The sequence below is a fragment of the Paenibacillus sp. SEL1 genome (assembly GCF_054602535.1).
Genome location: NZ_CM137723.1, coordinates 3,688,222 through 3,705,049 on the forward strand (window position 1 = coordinate 3,688,222; position 16,828 = coordinate 3,705,049).

27 protein-coding genes and 1 tRNA gene are annotated in these 16,828 nt (G+C 45.2%); 26 read left to right on the plus strand and 2 right to left on the minus strand.

The window, feature by feature from the left end; all coding sequences use genetic code 11:
* Window positions 1–3: 3 nt before the first annotated feature.
* From ACYCSE_RS17005 to ACYCSE_RS17100, 20 genes are all read left to right on the plus strand, one after another.
* Window positions 4–822, plus strand: a complete 819-nt coding sequence (locus ACYCSE_RS17005; protein ID WP_459699013.1) for a replication protein — start codon at window positions 4–6, stop codon at window positions 820–822.
* On the plus strand, window positions 815–1,126 hold the full coding sequence (locus ACYCSE_RS17010; protein WP_459699015.1) for a hypothetical protein: 312 nt from the start codon (window positions 815–817) through the stop codon (window positions 1,124–1,126). The genes ACYCSE_RS17005 and ACYCSE_RS17010 overlap by 8 nt, the downstream gene beginning before the upstream one ends.
* A complete protein-coding gene (locus tag ACYCSE_RS17015; RefSeq protein ID WP_459699017.1) occupies window positions 1,116–2,450 on the plus strand; it encodes a replicative DNA helicase in 1,335 nt (444 codons plus the stop codon). The genes ACYCSE_RS17010 and ACYCSE_RS17015 overlap by 11 nt, the downstream gene beginning before the upstream one ends.
* Entirely contained in the window at window positions 2,431–2,802 is a 372-nt protein-coding gene (locus tag ACYCSE_RS17020) for a hypothetical protein (RefSeq protein ID WP_459699019.1), read from the plus strand. The genes ACYCSE_RS17015 and ACYCSE_RS17020 overlap by 20 nt, the downstream gene beginning before the upstream one ends.
* A 16-nt stretch (window positions 2,803–2,818) precedes the next feature.
* The gene (locus tag ACYCSE_RS17025) at window positions 2,819–3,058 is read left to right on the plus strand and encodes a hypothetical protein (RefSeq protein ID WP_459699021.1); all 240 of its coding nucleotides are present in this window, start codon (window positions 2,819–2,821) and stop codon (window positions 3,056–3,058) included.
* 28 nt (window positions 3,059–3,086) lie between these two features.
* On the plus strand, window positions 3,087–3,323 hold the full coding sequence (locus ACYCSE_RS17030; protein WP_459699023.1) for a hypothetical protein: 237 nt from the start codon (window positions 3,087–3,089) through the stop codon (window positions 3,321–3,323).
* A complete protein-coding gene (locus ACYCSE_RS17035; protein ID WP_459699025.1) occupies window positions 3,307–3,654 on the plus strand; it encodes a hypothetical protein in 348 nt (115 codons plus the stop codon). Before ACYCSE_RS17030 ends, ACYCSE_RS17035 begins: the two co-directional genes overlap by 17 nt.
* Complete coding sequence (locus ACYCSE_RS17040) at window positions 3,651–4,244, plus strand: hypothetical protein (protein WP_459699027.1); 594 nt, start codon at window positions 3,651–3,653, stop codon at window positions 4,242–4,244. Before ACYCSE_RS17035 ends, ACYCSE_RS17040 begins: the two co-directional genes overlap by 4 nt.
* A gap of 65 nt (window positions 4,245–4,309) precedes the next feature.
* The gene (locus ACYCSE_RS17045; protein WP_459699029.1) at window positions 4,310–5,110 is read left to right on the plus strand and encodes a hypothetical protein; all 801 of its coding nucleotides are present in this window, start codon (window positions 4,310–4,312) and stop codon (window positions 5,108–5,110) included.
* A gap of 30 nt (window positions 5,111–5,140) precedes the next feature.
* On the plus strand, window positions 5,141–6,817 hold the full coding sequence (locus ACYCSE_RS17050; RefSeq protein WP_459699031.1) for a DNA cytosine methyltransferase: 1,677 nt from the start codon (window positions 5,141–5,143) through the stop codon (window positions 6,815–6,817).
* A 289-nt stretch (window positions 6,818–7,106) separates the two neighbouring features.
* Entirely contained in the window at window positions 7,107–7,403 is a 297-nt protein-coding gene (locus tag ACYCSE_RS17055; protein ID WP_459699033.1) for a hypothetical protein, read from the plus strand.
* Window positions 7,404–7,456: 53 nt separating this feature from the next.
* Window positions 7,457–7,657, plus strand: a complete 201-nt coding sequence (locus tag ACYCSE_RS17060; RefSeq protein WP_459699035.1) for a hypothetical protein — start codon at window positions 7,457–7,459, stop codon at window positions 7,655–7,657.
* A gap of 15 nt (window positions 7,658–7,672) precedes the next feature.
* Window positions 7,673–7,795, plus strand: a complete 123-nt coding sequence (locus ACYCSE_RS17065; protein WP_459699037.1) for a hypothetical protein — start codon at window positions 7,673–7,675, stop codon at window positions 7,793–7,795.
* 52 nt (window positions 7,796–7,847) lie between these two features.
* Window positions 7,848–8,030, plus strand: coding sequence for a hypothetical protein (locus tag ACYCSE_RS17070; RefSeq protein ID WP_459699039.1), 183 nt, complete (start codon window positions 7,848–7,850; stop codon window positions 8,028–8,030).
* Between the two features lie 6 nt (window positions 8,031–8,036).
* A complete protein-coding gene (locus ACYCSE_RS17075; protein WP_459699041.1) occupies window positions 8,037–8,402 on the plus strand; it encodes an ASCH domain-containing protein in 366 nt (121 codons plus the stop codon).
* Window positions 8,395–8,760: a hypothetical protein gene (locus tag ACYCSE_RS17080; protein WP_459699042.1), complete on the plus strand. Its 366-nt coding sequence runs from the start codon at window positions 8,395–8,397 to the stop codon at window positions 8,758–8,760. The genes ACYCSE_RS17075 and ACYCSE_RS17080 overlap by 8 nt, the downstream gene beginning before the upstream one ends.
* Window positions 8,757–9,065, plus strand: coding sequence for a hypothetical protein (locus ACYCSE_RS17085; RefSeq protein WP_459699044.1), 309 nt, complete (start codon window positions 8,757–8,759; stop codon window positions 9,063–9,065). Before ACYCSE_RS17080 ends, ACYCSE_RS17085 begins: the two co-directional genes overlap by 4 nt.
* A gap of 195 nt (window positions 9,066–9,260) precedes the next feature.
* Window positions 9,261–9,776 (plus strand): hypothetical protein, encoded by a 516-nt coding sequence (locus ACYCSE_RS17090; RefSeq protein ID WP_459699046.1) that lies wholly within the window; start codon window positions 9,261–9,263, stop codon window positions 9,774–9,776.
* Window positions 9,777–9,847: 71 nt separating this feature from the next.
* A complete protein-coding gene (locus tag ACYCSE_RS17095; protein WP_459699048.1) occupies window positions 9,848–10,345 on the plus strand; it encodes an ArpU family phage packaging/lysis transcriptional regulator in 498 nt (165 codons plus the stop codon).
* A 46-nt stretch (window positions 10,346–10,391) separates the two neighbouring features.
* A complete protein-coding gene (locus tag ACYCSE_RS17100; protein ID WP_459699050.1) occupies window positions 10,392–10,595 on the plus strand; it encodes a hypothetical protein in 204 nt (67 codons plus the stop codon).
* A gap of 63 nt (window positions 10,596–10,658) precedes the next feature.
* Here ACYCSE_RS17100 and ACYCSE_RS17105 read toward each other — a convergent pair whose 3' ends face one another.
* On the minus strand, window positions 10,659–12,302 hold the full coding sequence (locus ACYCSE_RS17105) for a recombinase family protein (RefSeq protein WP_459698908.1): 1,644 nt from the start codon (window positions 12,300–12,302) through the stop codon (window positions 10,659–10,661).
* Between the two features lie 736 nt (window positions 12,303–13,038).
* On the opposite strand from ACYCSE_RS17105, the gene ACYCSE_RS17110 reads away from it, so the two are divergent.
* From ACYCSE_RS17110 to ACYCSE_RS17120, 3 genes are all read left to right on the plus strand, one after another.
* Window positions 13,039–13,545, plus strand: a complete 507-nt coding sequence (locus tag ACYCSE_RS17110; protein WP_459698910.1) for a hypothetical protein — start codon at window positions 13,039–13,041, stop codon at window positions 13,543–13,545.
* An 81-nt stretch (window positions 13,546–13,626) separates the two neighbouring features.
* Window positions 13,627–13,708, plus strand: a tRNA-OTHER gene (locus ACYCSE_RS17115).
* Window positions 13,709–13,790: 82 nt separating this feature from the next.
* Window positions 13,791–14,075, plus strand: a complete 285-nt coding sequence (locus tag ACYCSE_RS17120; protein ID WP_459698912.1) for a hypothetical protein — start codon at window positions 13,791–13,793, stop codon at window positions 14,073–14,075.
* A gap of 72 nt (window positions 14,076–14,147) precedes the next feature.
* On the opposite strand, the gene ACYCSE_RS17125 is transcribed toward ACYCSE_RS17120, so the two are convergent.
* Window positions 14,148–14,420 (minus strand): hypothetical protein, encoded by a 273-nt coding sequence (locus ACYCSE_RS17125; protein WP_459698914.1) that lies wholly within the window; start codon window positions 14,418–14,420, stop codon window positions 14,148–14,150.
* Window positions 14,421–14,513: 93 nt separating this feature from the next.
* Here ACYCSE_RS17125 and ACYCSE_RS17130 point away from each other — a divergent pair, with 93 nt between their 5' ends.
* The 3 genes from ACYCSE_RS17130 (at window position 14,514) to ACYCSE_RS17140 (ending at window position 16,654) form a co-directional block, all read left to right on the plus strand.
* Window positions 14,514–15,170, plus strand: coding sequence for a hypothetical protein (locus tag ACYCSE_RS17130; RefSeq protein ID WP_459698916.1), 657 nt, complete (start codon window positions 14,514–14,516; stop codon window positions 15,168–15,170).
* Between the two features lie 146 nt (window positions 15,171–15,316).
* Window positions 15,317–15,784 carry a hypothetical protein gene (locus tag ACYCSE_RS17135; RefSeq protein ID WP_459698917.1) on the plus strand — a complete coding sequence of 156 codons (468 nt, stop codon included), beginning with the start codon at window positions 15,317–15,319 and terminating at the stop codon, window positions 15,782–15,784.
* Window positions 15,785–15,979: 195 nt separating this feature from the next.
* Window positions 15,980–16,654: a head fiber protein gene (locus ACYCSE_RS17140; RefSeq protein WP_459698919.1), complete on the plus strand. Its 675-nt coding sequence runs from the start codon at window positions 15,980–15,982 to the stop codon at window positions 16,652–16,654.
* Window positions 16,655–16,828: the final 174 nt, after the last annotated feature.

Sequence of the window (16,828 nt, forward strand, 5' to 3'; positions counted from 1 at the left end):
GGAATGGCAAACCCCCAACTCGAAAATGGGTACGCGAGGATCGCCAACGAGATATTCGATAACATCGTGAAGAGACATCATAAATTCAACGGAACTCAATATGCGATTGTCCTGGCGGTCTGGCGATACACTTACGGGTACGGGCGAAAGGACCATGAATTAGCCGTGAGTTTCATCGCTGAATATCTCGAAGGCGACCTGCGAGGCGTTAAAAAGGAATTATCTTATCTTATAGAACGTAAGGTGCTGGTTGTAACTGAGGAAGCTTATGGGTCCAAATCTCGTAAACTCGGATTCAACAAAAACTATGACCAGTGGCTTGTGGGGGACAAAACGCCCCCTAGGAAAAAACAATCTCTCGGGGTACAATCCTCCCCCTCTGAGGGGTCTAATCATACACCAAGAGAGGGGGAAGATTCACCCCCCAAGAAAGAAAGAAAGAAAACTATAAAGAAAGAAGATATATATATGAAAATTCCTCCTGGTAAAACTCAATATGCTGACACTGTATTTTTAATACCAGAACAGTATGAAAAGCTTTGTTCTGACTTTGGTAAAACGAAGGTTGACGACATGATTGAGGCTTTGGACGAATGGCAAGGGAACCAGAAGCCTAGTAAACACAAGAAGGATCATAACAAGGCGATTCGTGTTTGGATTAAACGGGATCAGGCTCGAAACGCTCCCAAAGAATCAAACAGAGCTCGGGGAGATCAAGCCTTAGATAACTTGATGCGGAAGGAGTTGGGACAAGGTGGAACGGGCAAACGTGATATTTCTAATGAAGTACATCTCCAAGGCTTACCGGAGTTTCGTGATTGACGAAAGGGAAGTCGAAGCTGAGGTTCAAGTATGGCATGACCTTCTTCGAGACGTTCCTTTTGAAACTGCTCTAGAAAAAACAAGGATGCTTTGCCAGACGAATGAAAAATGGGCTCCAACGCCTGCGGAGATATACCAAGCATGTCAGCCTGAACAATCTTATTATGCTCTGCAGCGGGCAGAGGAACGGGCTGAGACTTTGGCTCTACAGGAGTATTTAGAACAAGCCGTGCCTATGCCTGACCACATTCGGGAACGACTGGAGCGCTTGAACGCTCGAATGAGGGTGAAACATGAGTCTTGACGCTGAACGCGCAGTCCTCGGGTCAATCCTGAACAAACCCGAATTGCTAGACGACTGTTACCTCACTTCCGAAGATTTTGGAGCTGATGAAAGACACGGGCTGATCCTTACAACGCTTCGCTATGCATATGAACAGTTCACCGGAAATCCTGACCCATTTGATCCGCTGTTGATGGTTCAACACTGGGGTGGGAATATTGCGAAGATTGGCGGGGTGACTTACCTCATGCAGCTTCGTGATGCGGTTCCTGCGGTTCATAACTACCAGTCCTATCAGGCTATTGTCCGCGAAGCTTTTGTTCAGCGCGAAGCCGCTAGGGCTTTCGAAGAAGCATCGGCTGCGGGAGTAATTGACGTAACGTCTGTACAGGAACGAATGGACGAGCTTAACCAACTCCAAAAGGGACAGGCCGAGAATAACATGCTTCGAATGGCGGAAGTGCTGGACGGTCACCACCTAGAAATTATGGATCGTGGTTCGCGGGCAGGGATTACGGGAACGAAAACAGCATCCGACGACCTGAACGAGATGGGGAGCGGTCACCAGCCTGGTGATGTAACCATTGTAGCGGCGCGGCCCAGTATCGGAAAGACAGCCTACATTGTAAACGACTCTATAGCTGCTGCTGAGGGTGGAACTACTGCTGCCATATTCTCGGCTGAAATGCCTTCTAAAGATGTGTCAGAACGCCATATATGCACTCTAGGCGGCATTGACAGCAAGAAGATACGAACGGGCCGACTGACAGAGAACGATTGGGACAGCTACAGCAAGGCGCTTGAGATTTTAGAGTCTCTACCAATCTACATTGACGATACTCCAGGCATGACCATTGAGTATATTTGGCGGCAGGCCAAGACACTCAAAAAGCGGAATCCACGCCTAATCATTTATGTTGATTATCTTCAATTGATTGAGTCAGAACGGAAATTCTCCAGTACGTCTGAGCGTGTATCCTATGTTTCAGCTCAGTTCAAGAAGATGGCTCGGGTGCTGGGTATCCCTGTAGTGGTAATCTCTTCGGTCGGTCGGAAATGTGAGGATCGGCAGGACAAACGCCCGATGATGTCAGACCTACGGGATAGCGGAAACATTGAGTTTGACGCGGACGTGATTATCTTCCTTTACCGAGACGACTACTATTACCCGGATACGGTCCTGAAAGGTGTCATGGAGCTGATTGTAGCCAAAGGCCGGAAGATCGGTACCGGAACAATACAAATGATGTTCAACCGGAAAACGAGTCGCTTTATGAATCTCACGAAGGACGATAAATATGAGCTAGAAAAGAAGGTGAGGGAACATGGGGCAAATCGTAGATGAAGCAGGTTATCAGAAGTCGCTTGATTGGCTTGTTTCAAAGGCTCCGATGCTGGATGATCCTTTGATTGATGAATCTGCTAAGACGAATTTAAGAAAGCAATATGATCTTGTATCTGCAAAGGTCAAAGAATATCGGCGTGGGGAACTGGTAGCCAAATTCCCGGGCCTGAAAGAGCAATATAAGATTCTCGGGTGGACGTATCAGGAAATGGCTCCACAGCCTGAACAGGAGGCCCCAGCAACAGAGGCTGAAAAGATGAAGACCAACACACCAGCCGAGCCTGAACAGGCTCCAGAAACGCCGCCAGAGCCGCCAAAAGCTAAGCCGGATCTATCAGGCTGGTTGGACTAAGAGAGGGGACCGAAAGATGAACAGAGCAACCAAAGAAGTGAAAATCACACTCGAACCAGAACAACGGTTTTTCGTTGAAACTAAACAAGATTGTTCATTGCTGCTTGTTGATAGCATCACAATATTGCCTGAATGCAGTCAAATAAACCTAAACGGGAAAATTTTCTCTGTTGACTACGAAGATTCAAAAATAGAGCCGTGTGATAGAGCTTGTACAACATACGAGATGAATGAACTCGGGACATATGATGCTTAAATTTATCATCACTCAAGGAGGATAAACCATGTATAAGGTAAATGTCACTCTTAGAAACGGCACCAAAATTGAAATCATCGCTAGAAAATTCAATTTTGAATGGTCCAGCAGTTCCGGGAAGTTTGTGGGCTACAGTTTCAGTGGAATTACATCACACGATAGCTTCGGATTGAATTTGGATGAAATCGTTGCATATGAGGCGTGGGAAATGACAACTGATCAAGTAACGAGCGCAAAAGAGGACGAAGGTGAGCGAGTTGGCTAAAGAACAATTTATAGTAATTGCAATCCCCGTACTGGACTATCCGGTTCATGGGTACCAGCCGGGAGATATGCGCGTGAAATTGCAAGAGGAAGTTAATGAGCTGATCGAGGAAGTAGAGTCCAAGGATTATGACCAACGCCGGACGCTTTCGGAACTGTTTGATGTGCTGCAGGTGACGGTGGGGCTAATCCGGCAGCAGGCCCGCGAGACTCTTCCATCTGGAGAGGCCAGCAAGGTCCTGCAAAATGTGATTGCCCGGGCCAATCAGGACCACCTATACAAGATTACAGAGTATGGGCGGCAGCGTAACTGGGAGGCGGCGCGGCGATGACTCTTTTGGAAATTGACCCGGCTATGAGATTTGTGGGAATTGATCCAGCTACGACAACAGGGGTTGTTGCTTTGGACATCGAGGCTAACGTGCTATTACAGACAGCTATCCGTGGTAAAGGACCTAAGATACCCGGAGGGATAACCACTCCGCAACTTGTATCCTTACAGAATCAGCTTTATCAGCTGCTCCAGCCTGGTGACGAAATTCTTAAAGAGGATGCCGCTCCTGGTACCCAAAAGGGTATAACAACCGGGATGATACACGGAAACCTGCGGACCATCATCCATCGAAAAGGCTTGAGTTTTAACCTCATCATGCCGAACTCAGTTAAAAAGTATGTGGCTGTAACTGGCTGGGAGGGAGAGGTTGGAAGCAAGCGGCGTTTAGAAGGAAAAGCGAAGAAAAAAGCAATGGCAGATGCAGCATTGCAGCACTTTGGATATTCCCACAAAAGCAATGACGTAGTGGATGCTTACATCATCGCCCGTATCGCTCTCAACCTGTACCGCATGCGCGAATACATGCCACTGCTGGACACTCAGCCGTACCAAATCGAAGTCATTGAATCTATCTTAAATAAGGCATAACACCCGGGGCTATTGGGTCCTGCGGCGGGTAGCTGCGCCCAAAAACGGCTAGAAAGGGGCAATCCATGGGTACATCCATCCCAAACCAAAAGAACGAAACGGCTTCTCGGGGTCAGGGTGACGTTAAAACGTACACGCTTTCCCCGGAAGAACTTGCGGAGATTGTTGGCAAGCCTATACCAAAGTCGCATATAAAACCGCTGACCTTCCGTGCCAAAACAAAGACCATCAAGGAGGAAATACCTGTGGCAAAAGCATCGAAAAACGAATATTTAAAGCTTCGAGCAGAAGCGTTATCCCGCGCAGATGCAGCGAGGAAATTGGGAATCACAATGAACAGCTTGCGGTCATATTGGCTGCCCAAGTGGGATATCAAGACACCAGAGGCCGAAGAGGTGGCAATTGCTCGGTATAAGGAGTCTATCAAAGCCAAAACAGAGGACGATCCAAAGCCTACTGTTCCTGTTGCAGAGGTCGCTGCGGAAACACTACCTGTCACTCAACCGGACGGACCCTATAAACCTGTGCTGTCGAAGGCAGAGGACGAGGCAATCAAGTGGTTGCTTACTGAATGGGATAAACAATCTCTCCTCCATGAACACGCTGCTGCCCCTAATGGCTGGCAGGTCGGCACGCAAGCGGAGGCTTTGAACGGTATGTCAGTCTGGTTGCTGGCTCAGGCGCTTATCTCAGGCTATACGGTGGAATTGACGATGGAAGAACGGATGAAAGAGGCTTTCGAGGAAACAACGGCCCATGATGGGTGCTTTTGTGGAGAAAGTGTGGCGGAAGCAAACGGGTTCCACGCTGGCTTTATCACGGCTCTTGAAATTGCAGGCATTAAGGTGTCAGGTATAACGGATTAAGCCCCATAGGGGACAAGAAGGAGGGGCAGCATGCAGGAAATCATAGTAGACAATTTTGCAGGAGGCGGCGGGGCCAGTACGGGAATTGAGTTGGCGACTGGAAAGTCGGTGGATATAGCGATCAACCATGATTCAGCAGCTATTGCGATGCACGAAGCAAATCACCCAGAGACGGAGCATTATTGCGAATCTGTGTGGGAGGTCAGCCCGGCGGAGGCGGTTAAAGGCCGTCCGGTGGGACTGGCATGGTTCTCGCCTGACTGTAAGCATTTCAGTAAGGCCAAGGGCGGCAAGCCAGTTGCAAAAGAGATTCGCGGCCTTGCATGGGTGGCTGTCCGCTGGGCGGCAACGGTAAAACCGCGGGTCATCATGCTGGAGAATGTCGAGGAATTCACGACGTGGGGACCGCTGACTCCAGACGGTTATCCTGATAAGAAGCAGAAGGGCCGCACTTTCAGGGCATTTGTCAATGCGCTGCGGCGGCAGGGTTACCGCGTCGAGTGGAAGGAGCTGCGGGCGTGTGACTACGGAGCGCCAACGATTCGCAAGCGGTTGTTTCTTATAGCACGCCGCGATGGTCGTCCGATTGTCTGGCCCGAGCCGACGCATGGAGCGCCGGACAGTCCGGAGGTTAAAGCGGGTAAGCGTCAACCGTGGAGGACAGCGGCGGAGATTATAGACTGGGACCTTCCTTGCCCTTCAATCTTTGAGCGTAAGAAGCCACTGGCTGAAAATACTCAGCGCCGGATAGCAAGGGGTATTCATCGGTTTGTAATCGACAATCCTCAGCCGTTCATTGTTCGTATCGGACAGACAGGATTCGGTAAGGATCGGCTTCAATACCAAGTAACCGACCCGCTCACTACTGTGACGACTAAGGCTGAGCATTTACTTGTTACTCCTGTACTTGGTGTTAATACTTCGGGGCACCCCGGTAGTTCGCCTACGGAACCCCTACGTACTGTCACAACAGGGGGTCACCATATGGTAGTAAGTCCAACGTTGATTGAGATTGGATACGGCGAAGGACCGGGGCAGGCACCCCGCGTACCTGGTTTGCAAAAACCATTAGGGACTGTCGTTGCTGGAGGGCGTAAACATGCACTGGTTGCTGCTTTTCTCGCCAAGCACTACGGCGGGGGATACACTGGCCCCAGCAATGATTTGGATGATCCACTTTCTACAGTTACGACGGTGGATCACAATGCACTGGTTACCTCGCATTTGGTCAAAATGAAGGGAACCAACATCGGGCAGCTGGTAGAGGAGCCGATTCAGACGATAACAGCCGGCGGGAATCACTTCGGAGAGGTCAGGGCCTTCCTACTCAAATACTACGGCAGTGCTGACAACGGGCAAACGATGGACGGGCCATTGCATACTATCACCACTAAAGACAGGTTTGGATTGGTGACGATCCACGGGGTTGATTATCAAATAGTGGACATCGGCATGAGGATGTTGGAGCCTCATGAACTGTTTGCGGCTCAGGGCTTCCCGAGCAACTACATTATCGAAGTGGACGCGGACGGTAAACGCTATTCCAAGTCGGCCCAGGTTGCCCGCTGCGGTAACGCCGTACCGCCTCCATTTGCCGAGGCGCTTGTCCGGGCCAATCTGCCAGAGCTTTGCACTGGGTCCGGTAATAACTTGGTGCTGGAGCGTTATGCAGAGGCAGCAGCCGGGCAAATGGCATTTTCAATGTAGGAGGCTTAGCCCTCCATAAGGGGGATACACCCCCTACTACCTATACCAAAGGAGATTGATATGACTAATAAATCGGATTTTGAGTTTGTGCTTTACTACAAAGGCAAACGCGTTAGAGTAATGTTTTTTAAAAGCAGCTTGTTGAGAGCCTTAAAAAAGGCTCGGAGTCTGCTTGACCCTAAAAAATGTGATTGCATTGAAATATACAGGGACGACCTATTCCAACGTACATGGATTAAAGAATACAGCTTGTAATCCTACTACCTATACCAAAGGAGAGATAAATAGTATGGAACTTGAAAAGGGCTGTTGGTATCGCATTACATGGGAAGCTGAAACTTATCTCAATGAGTCTTTAAAACCGAAAGAAAGAAAAATCGAGGTGGATGAAGGTCATTTACTTTATAACGACAGAGGGCGAATTTGGCTTCGGGTTAGCCGTGGTAAACATGGAATAGGCAAATGTACCATCACCAAAATTGAACAGTTGCAGTTAAACAACAACAAAGAAAAAATTGTCGTTAAAACAACAGATGGGGAAAACAAAAACTTCAAAAGGCAGCCTGATACAAACATATTGTTTTGAGGCATAACAGCCTCTTACTCTACCCAATCAAATTAAAAGGAGCGAATGAACGTATGCAAAAAGTTTGGTTGATCTGTAAAAAAGACGGTAAGGCATCGGGTTATTTGATGTATGAACAAGACGTTGAAGGGTATGTGAACGCACTGCGAGACAAGGGATTTGAAGAATTTGAAATCTCTAATCCTGTCTACGGTATAGACAACCAAGGTAGGTACGAGATATCCACTCTATTACCTTATACCCCAAAAAATTAAAAGGAGTTGCTGAATATGTTCACAGAAACCAATGACCGTAAACTGCTGCGTGAGATCGGATACGAAGAAAGTCTGCTTGAAACCATGACGGATGAAGATTGCGAGGCAGAGGTTACGGAGCTGCCTTACAACGCCTAAACAGGGGCCTTCTGGCCTCTTACCCTATACCCCTATAAGGAGCGATAAGCGCATGGCTAGCGGCTGCATACTTGGTACTTGTTACGTATGCAAAGGTCTTGTCTATGAGGATGAAATAGGCTGGCATGGCGACAAAATGAAACACACCACCTGTCGGAGCTTGAGTGAGATCAGGCTCGAGAATGATCGGCTTCGACAGGAACTGGCTGAATATAAAAAGTGGATGGGAGAGTGAATAGATATGGATGGACTAATCATTAAACCTAACTGGGCTGACATGGTGCTGTCCGGCATTAAACCGTGGGAGATACGCGGCAGCCGGACACATAAACGCGGTACCATCGGCATTATCAAGAGCGGCAGCGGTCTTGTATACGGCACAGCAAAGCTTGTAGACTGCATCCCGCTTACCATGTATGAGTGGGCCGCTAATAAAGATAAGCACCATGTAGATTACGTAGATATAGATTACAAAACACCTTATGCATGGGTAATGCAAAATCCAATCATTTACCCGGAGCCTATACCTTATAAGCATCCACAAGGGGCAGTGATTTGGGTTAGGCTACCGAAAACAGTATACCAAGGAGGCGGTAAAGGTGAGTGAACGGACATATCCACTGCCATCAGGCGATGAATTGAGCATAGAAGCCAACGAAAGTGTCTGGCTTAGAACGGGGGACCTTAAAGGATTGATAAGCGATTCAAGTTTATTGATTGAGGTTCTTGCCCTGGTAGACTCACTCCAGCAGCAGGTAAATGACCAAGTACAAAAAATCCACATGCTCAACGTTGCTAACAATATACAAAAGGATACTGCTGTGGACTGGGACAAGCTTGTTGATAGAGTTACAGCCGAACGGGATGCTCTCCGTAAGCAGCTTGCAGAGAGGGACGCAGTTATACGCCGCCTGACCTATAAGCTAGAAGAAGCTCGCCAGGCATTAGGAGGCGGTAAAGGATGAACAAGCGTCAGCACCGCACAGGCGGTCAGAACAAAGAGCAACGCGGGCCCAAAGTTCCTGGTCCAGATGGATACGATGCTCCTTCAATCGGACCGGATTTACTGCTTAATAGCTTACAGACACCTTTACTCAAAGAGACAGTTAAGGAGATTCGCAGATTGGACCGTGCTGGCGTACCTCGTTCACGCATCGCCAAGCTTACGGGATTGTCGAAGCTGCGTGTAGTCCATGAACTGGCTATGATGGGCGTGGTGAAACCTGATCCATCTAACAAGTACGCTCATAAGAGTAAGCCGAAGGGGTGACCGTCAAATATGTGGTTTAAGATCCTGCTGGGCTCAATTCTAGTAACCTCTTTCCTCGGAACAGTAGCTGAGGGAGACAAGAATAAAGAGTCTGCTCGCAACATGGCATGCATATGTGTTGCAGCTATATTAGCGTTGTCGATACTGTTCGTTTTCTATAAATAAAAATAAAACAACTGAGAGGGGTAACCACCCATGAACGTAACTATTAAAGCTCATTTCAATAAACAGACGAAAGATTCTAAAAAGGAACTTGTGCAGTTCTATGTAAAAGGTGACGACGAGCATCGTCCAGAGCTGAATCAACTCACCCGGGAAGTAGTTGTCTTGAGCATTAAAGGTTTGGAGGATGTGGAGCTGACAGCCGAATTCAAGAAGTCCTCCAAGGACTCTAAAAAGACCATTCTGGATTTTGAGGTGAAAGGCGACTCTTCTGCCGCTCAGACATTTGAATTTTATAAACTCGCGGGCTCTGATGTGGAACTGACCATTACTGAATCCCAAATGGATATAGACGAATTCCGTGAGCAACAGGCGGAATATCGCGAAGGCGTTAAAGGGACCATTGCCCAGGACGGTAGCGTAACGGTAAACCGTGAAGATGATCCGAACCAGGCTGAATTGCCTTTGGATGAAGAAGAGGCCGCAGCCGCTGAGATTGCCGCAAGTGCTGCAGGTGGAGATAACCCGGACGACGATTTGCCTTTCTAAGCAAACCGCACTTATACGCTCCCCGGCTTCGGTCGGGGGATTTACTTAATACAGCATGAGGTGATTACCAAGTGGGGCAACAATCATTTGAAGATTTTGAACTGCAAGAACTTGATCCTAAAAAAACGAAGTCAGCAGTAGAAGATGTTCTCCATAAATATAGAATGTACCGTTACCTGTTGTCTGAGGAAACAGAGGAAAGAGAGGCCAGCATAACCGCATCATACAGTGATATGCCACGTAGCAGCCCAACTAATGTGACAAGCGACCAGACGGCAAGTATAGCTACTCATAATGTGGATGCACAAGCATTCCGGCGTTCTTTTGTCGAAAGAGTTGATCGGGCCGTGAACGCATTACCCAAGATGGAAAAGTTCCTAATTCAGAAGCGGTATATGAGTAAAAATGCCGAGTATATAACCGATGGACACGTTTATAACTTTGAGTTTCAGCCACCGTGCAACAAAGATACGTACGGGAAAATACGCAGGAAAGCATTCTATAGATTAATACTCAAACTGGATGATCTAAAAATATTACGTATCTCAGAAATTTTTAATCCCGAATGAAGGACAAGCCTCACTGAATATATTGTGGGAGAAGGAGGGGATGGACATGGAGTGCCAGCAGGCGGGCACGCGTACTTGTGAAGACAGCGACGAAAAAATCATCTTAGGGCACATACAGGGTAAGCATGGTCTGATTACAATAAAGGCCCCTAATAAAGAACCTTCCCCGAATGATCTACAAGAGATATACACAGCAGTTGCTACAGCTATGATTCATACCATAAAAACTCAGAAAGCCCCAGATGAATAGGGGCTTTTCTTCTGTTCTTTATTTTGGTGTTATGATGTAACAATCTACGAATAGTATGTTACATCATAACACTAAAAAATTGAGCTTAGTTAAATTGGCCTTCAAGTTTACTGTCAGATCAAATTTAGCGGGTATACGTCCACGGCCCTTTTCCGTCAATGTAACTTCGATGCTATCGAATGTAGCCCTGAGAATCGAATTTTTCATTGTTTTATTATCTGTTGCGTGGTATTGGTCTAAAACAGTATTTATGTTCTTCCTGATTAAGTCCGTGTCCACATTATTTTCTCCTACCCGAGCAGATTGTTCCTCAAAAGATTCCTTCAATTTTTTTAAATCCTCCAGTTGCTTGTCCACCTCTGATTTACGCTCATCAAACATCTCATCCGTATATTTTCCAGATTCATATTTTTCGAAAATGAAATCCATTCTTTTTTTCAAAGTTTTGGTCTGTTTTTCAATGTATTCATCATCGTAAGCTATCTCCGTAGATTTTTGTTCACTAGCTAAAATAGTGCTAAAAGTGTTGTTCAATTCATCCTCATCTAAATCAGAAAGGTAAGAGAGAACACTTATTATTTCTTCTTCTACGTTTCTGTACTTTATAAAGGTGCATCCTGAGGTAGTACACCATAAAAATTCCTTGTGATATTTTATGACTTCGCCCGTTTTTTTCTTGTAGTCCTGGATGCTGTACTGTCTTACCATGCGGCGTCCACATTTAGTACATATGCATAAACCAGCCAATTCACAAGGAGAGAAGTCCATTTTAGTTCTTGGTTTATGGGAAGAGTCGTTTATTTTCTTTTGAGCTTTCTCCCAAATGTCTTCATCTAATATAGCGGGGATCGCACCAGGAATGATAATATGTTCCTCTTCTGGACGTGCAACGACTTTCCCGTTAATCCGTTGTGTTGTTCTAAATCTCATAATTCCAATGTATCTTTCATTACTAAGTAGTTGACGCAGCACTTGTGGTTGCCAGTCTCCCTTACCGCGTGGCGGTTTAATAGAGGTCTTTTTGCTCAAGTAGCTGGCGAGTGCTCTATAAGATACATCTCTTCTATGTCCCCCGGGCTCTGCCACTCCATTAACGAAGAAGTCAAAAATTGCGCGTACTTCCCGAGCCTGTTCTTCATCTATTTCTAATTTTTTTGTCGCTTTGTTGTATGTGAATCCATAGGGAGCGGCGCCGGAAACCCATCTACCCTCAATGGCATTATTTACTCGACCTCCAAAAAGCCGTTCTCTGGTTGTCTCAAATTCTTCCCGGCTCATGAATAATTCAAACCGAATTTGGCGCAGATCAGAAGGGTTACGAGGGTCATATACTTTATACGGAGTGATAATGAAAATACGATTATCTACTATTAAATCATAGATAACGCCCATGTCAGTGTATGATCCGCGGCCCATCCGTGAAATTTCTTTAACGGCAATGGCCTGATATTTCTTAGCTTGCAAGTCTTCTATTACAGACTGGAAAACAGGTCTGGATGATATTTTGTCACCAGAACCAATTTCGGGTCGCTGGTCGTAGGGTAATCCAACAGGCTCAAGAATTCTGTCCATAAGCTCTTTTTGAGCAGTCAATACATCTTCACCTGTTCTCCGTTCTTGTTCCTCGTCTGCTCTAGATTTACGAAGATAATTAATAATAAATTCTATTCCTAAGCTCAGGAGGTAGTCTCTATTCAGTAAAGCCACAATAACACGCCCTTTTGGTTTGTATTTATATATTATGATAGTTACTATGATAAAGCCAAAGACATGCATAAATAAAGAGAAAAATTTCAGATGAATTATAGATGTTACCTAGAAAACAAAGCCAGAATTATAGGTTATTCTTATAACATGGAAAACAAAGAGAGAGCAGCACCCGACACAATCACACACCTGTTTGACGGTGGTAGGCGTAAGACGAGCGGCACCAGTTAGCCCCTTGCTATAAGACCTACAGAGAGCCGCAAGGGTAGGACAAGCGGGCATGCTGGTCTTTCTGTTTGTTCCTAGTAACTCCACTCTTGCTAATGTGCGCCTGACAAACGCATTCCCCATGACGGTGATCCTAACCGCTAAAGAGTGGATCAGGAGCGCAGCCGGGCGCGTAAGCAAGTGCCGGATTCCAACAAAGCTTATATCATTACCTGTAAGCCCAGGCTGTACGAAACGCGTTCGTGCGGTCTGGCGGGGTTTCATGCAGAATGCGAGGTTCGCTGCGGGGGTCAGTTCCCCACAGTCCTGGTTCAAATCCGGGCTTCTGCTAACATGGAATCAAAACCCATTTTTTTGTTGAATAATTACAATAAAAGACTTATAATGTAAATGTTCATAGATACCTGTAAAAACTTTATCAATCTTGAACACTCTAATAGTTTCTATACATATTGGTTGATTGATAAAGTATACAGGGTAAAAAATCAAAGAAAGTGGGCTTGTGAGTATGAAAAACATTAAAAAGGCTTCTGTAGTATCTGTTTTGTCTCTAGCTCTTGCAATTCCGTTATCTGCTTCTGCAGCAGCCACGGATGTTGCACCAGCTACAACTGACTCAACAGCAGTTTCCCAATCTGCAAACACATCGACCGATGTGAATACACCAAAAGCGGGAGATCATGTTATTACTCCTTATGCCACTAAATCGGTGGTTGATAGAACTCTCCGCAACACAGAACTAACAGAAAATTTCGATATACCCTCAGGTTATGGCTATGTTAAGGTATGGATACGTAATGACGGTAAGCAGCCAATTAAATTTTCGGTGAACAGAGGCTCAGAAACAGGTTCGCAAATGATGTCTGGAACTGTAGAACCTGGTCGCACTTACAGTGAAATTAGTTCAAGCGCTTGGCCTGGTGCTAATAAGTATTATGTATCTCTTTCCTCGGGTAAAGCATATATGGAGGGCGAGATGTCAGTTCGTATAGGCACTTCACGAGGAGAACTGTAATAATCAAATTATTGTTATTTAAATGCAGTAAGGAGGTCGGCCAACGTGCCGGCCTTTTTAGTTTCTTCAATATCACTTTATGCACGGTTAGCTCAGTGGTAGAGCGCAGGCGGGCCCGAGTAAAACAGACCTAAAGTCGTGGGTTCAATTCCCACACCGTGCACCTAAATAAATGGATGAATGAGAGTGGCGTATATGCGCTGCTCTTTTTGTTTTCACAAAAAGAGAAAAGGAAGTGTTTTGTAATGAGTACAGAAGCAAGCGCAGTACGTAATGGCGGATTTGGATATCTTGGTTCGGATAATATCTTTAAGGTGGTTAACACCGAAGCTGAGGCTCTTAAATATAGCCCCACTGGTAGAGTAGTTAGCTTTGCTGGTCCACACGCATACGGCAACCCGGTTGTTCCTACAGGCACGGGTGAATACGACCAATTGGCTATTAAGCTGCATGCAGATGGTACGCTGACTGAGAGCGAGGGCCTTACGATTCCTGCCCACATTGCCAAGGTAGTCAAAGAGCTGCAGTAATTGTTTTCCCCGGAGCTGATCCGGGGATTTACAGCGCCTAAAGGAAATGTGCGGTTCGAGTCCGCGGGGTGCTCATTTTTTCTTATTTAGAATGATTGCTAATTGTTTATTAAATGCTTCAACAAATGGAGTCAAATCGGGATCATTGGTTATTACTATTTTGTCTGACTCGGAAAATTGAAAAGTGTAGTTATTGTATTCACCGTAATCGAATCCGCCATGCCCCATAACTTGTTCAAGAGGGTAACGAGCAACCAGATTGTCACTTTGGTCTAGAACATAAAAATGAGTTTCGTCAATTTCGTATTTTCTGTATCCATAATCAAAAGCTGCAATAATAGCCATTTTCAACACCTCCTTTCGAACTAATACTTTCGGCGCAGAAAAAGGAATATCCTTCCTGGGTGTCGAAATGTTGTGTCGAAGGGAGTGGAACAATTGATAAATATATTTGTAGGTAAAACTGGGTATCTTCTCACCGAAAGGCCAGATCAGTGTCCCATATGTAAAAAATACATTGAAGCTCAACCCTTGGATGTGTATGGTCCTGGGAGAGAAAAAACAGTGTTTGTCTTTAAATGCGTTAGAGAAGCATGTGGCGAAATATTTCTAGCATATTATAAATTATCTAGGTTAGCTCCGAATGAGCGCAATTTTTATAAATTTTTAGAATGTAAACCATCTTCTTTTATTTCAAAGGAATTCAGTGACGATATTAAAAGAATTTCTCCTTTATTTTCAGTAATATATAACCAAGCGGCTAAAGCTGAAAGTGACGGACTGAGTTATATATGTGGCCCCGGGTATCGTAAATCACTTGAATTCCTGATAAAAGATTATTTAATAGAGGAAATGCCTGAAAGGTCAGATGAAATAAAAAGTATGTTATTAGGGAAATGTATTGATGGGCTCGTTACAGATAATAATATAAAGTTATGCGCAAAGAGGGCTGCATGGTTGGGAAACGATGAAACCCACTATGTTAAAAAGTGGGAAGATAAAGACGTTACAAATATGAAGGAATTAATTGATCTAACTGTACATTGGATTTCCTCAGAGATCATTACAAAGCGCTATCTCCAAGAAATGCCTTAAATCAACAGGAACGTAAGGGGTCAGGTTTCTCATAGTAATAACTCTTTCATAAATAATAGCGGCTAAATGGCTCTTTTGTTTTGTTAATCTTCTATTATGTTCCATCTCTTTTCTACCGATATATGGTAATGAGAGGAGCTGGTTTTTTGGAAAACAAGACAAGGGAAAAAGAGAAGTTCCCAGAAAAAAAAGATTTAATGTACTGGATTATAATATTGATCATGGCAATGGTAACAGTAATTATTTGGCGTGTAGATGCACCAAAAACATTAACTGATCAGATCACGCTAGGCGCTTCATTATTTTCAATATTATTAGCTGTAGTGGGCATCATAATCCCTTATATTCAAGGCAATGAAACTTCTAGACAAAATCTAGAATTGGTAAATAAGGTGGGGGATTTATCTGAAAAGATTGTTTCACTTCATTCACTAATAAATAAGCAAAAAGTTCTCAATGATAAAGTTGAAGAAATAAATAGTAAATCTACTCAAGTACCCTCTTCAAATGAGGGTTGGGTAATATGGAAAGAAGAGAAGCAGGATATTGATAAAGAAATTGAACGATTAAATAATGAATTAATTGGTTCTATCACTGTTACTCGTAAAAGTTGATTGAATACTCTTAAAAGTAAAAATATTTTCAAGCACCCTAACCGGTGCTTTTTTCTTTGCCTTAATTCCACCAGGAAGGAGGTGTTAATAATAGTAGAGAGCATATTAATTTACATTGGCCCGCCTATCCCATTGCGCGGGTTATTTCAGTTTAGCAGTTTTGTTGGAGACATACCGGAGTTCCTTGAACCACTTATGCTAGTGGAAGAGATCCGGGAGTTGGTGGTTGATGTGAATCACTTGGTTGAGGCCAAGAAGGAAATGAGCATTATCGGTACTGAAAAGAACAAAGCATTTCAGTATCTCTCTAATCCAAACAATATAGAAGCGGAGTTGAGCAAATTGGATGGTTATAAAAGCTTTTTAGGAAAAGGGATTTACATTGAAGGAGAGAACGGCGAGCTGTCGCTTGTGGGCAAGAATAACCCATTGCCTGTGGCTGGACTGTCAGGTGGTGGCGGTGGTTCTGTTACAGTTGACAGCATTACGGATGCGAGTGACGTTGGTAAGACCATTCTTAAAGCTGCTGATGCCTCAGCGGCCCGTACAGCCATTGGCGCAGGCACATCGAATCTAAAGGTTGGTATAGCAGTTACAGATGCCAAGGCAGGCAACTACACTCCAGCAGTTGCGGATATCTCAGGAGCGACCGCACTAGGTAAGCAGCTCATGGCAGTGGCAGACGCGGCTGCAGCTCGTACAGCTATAGGAGCAGGCACGCCTGTTAGTGCAGCTACAACAGCAGCAAACGGTACAGTGAAGCAGGCAGCAGCACAGGCCAATAGCGCCGCTACGGATGTTGCTGGTCTTGTTGCTGACTTTAATTCCTTGCTTGGTAAGCTACGAACTGCAGGTATTATTGCACCATAATACTGCTGAATGTTTATACACAATATACAACATATCATGCATATTACTGGTGGATGATTGTACCCCTCTAGTATGATTCTACTGGTGGACAATTGTCCCCCGCTAAACGCGCGTTTTGTATTCTAGGGGGGTATGATTGTCCCCCTCTAGGGGGGTATAATTGTCCCCCCAAGA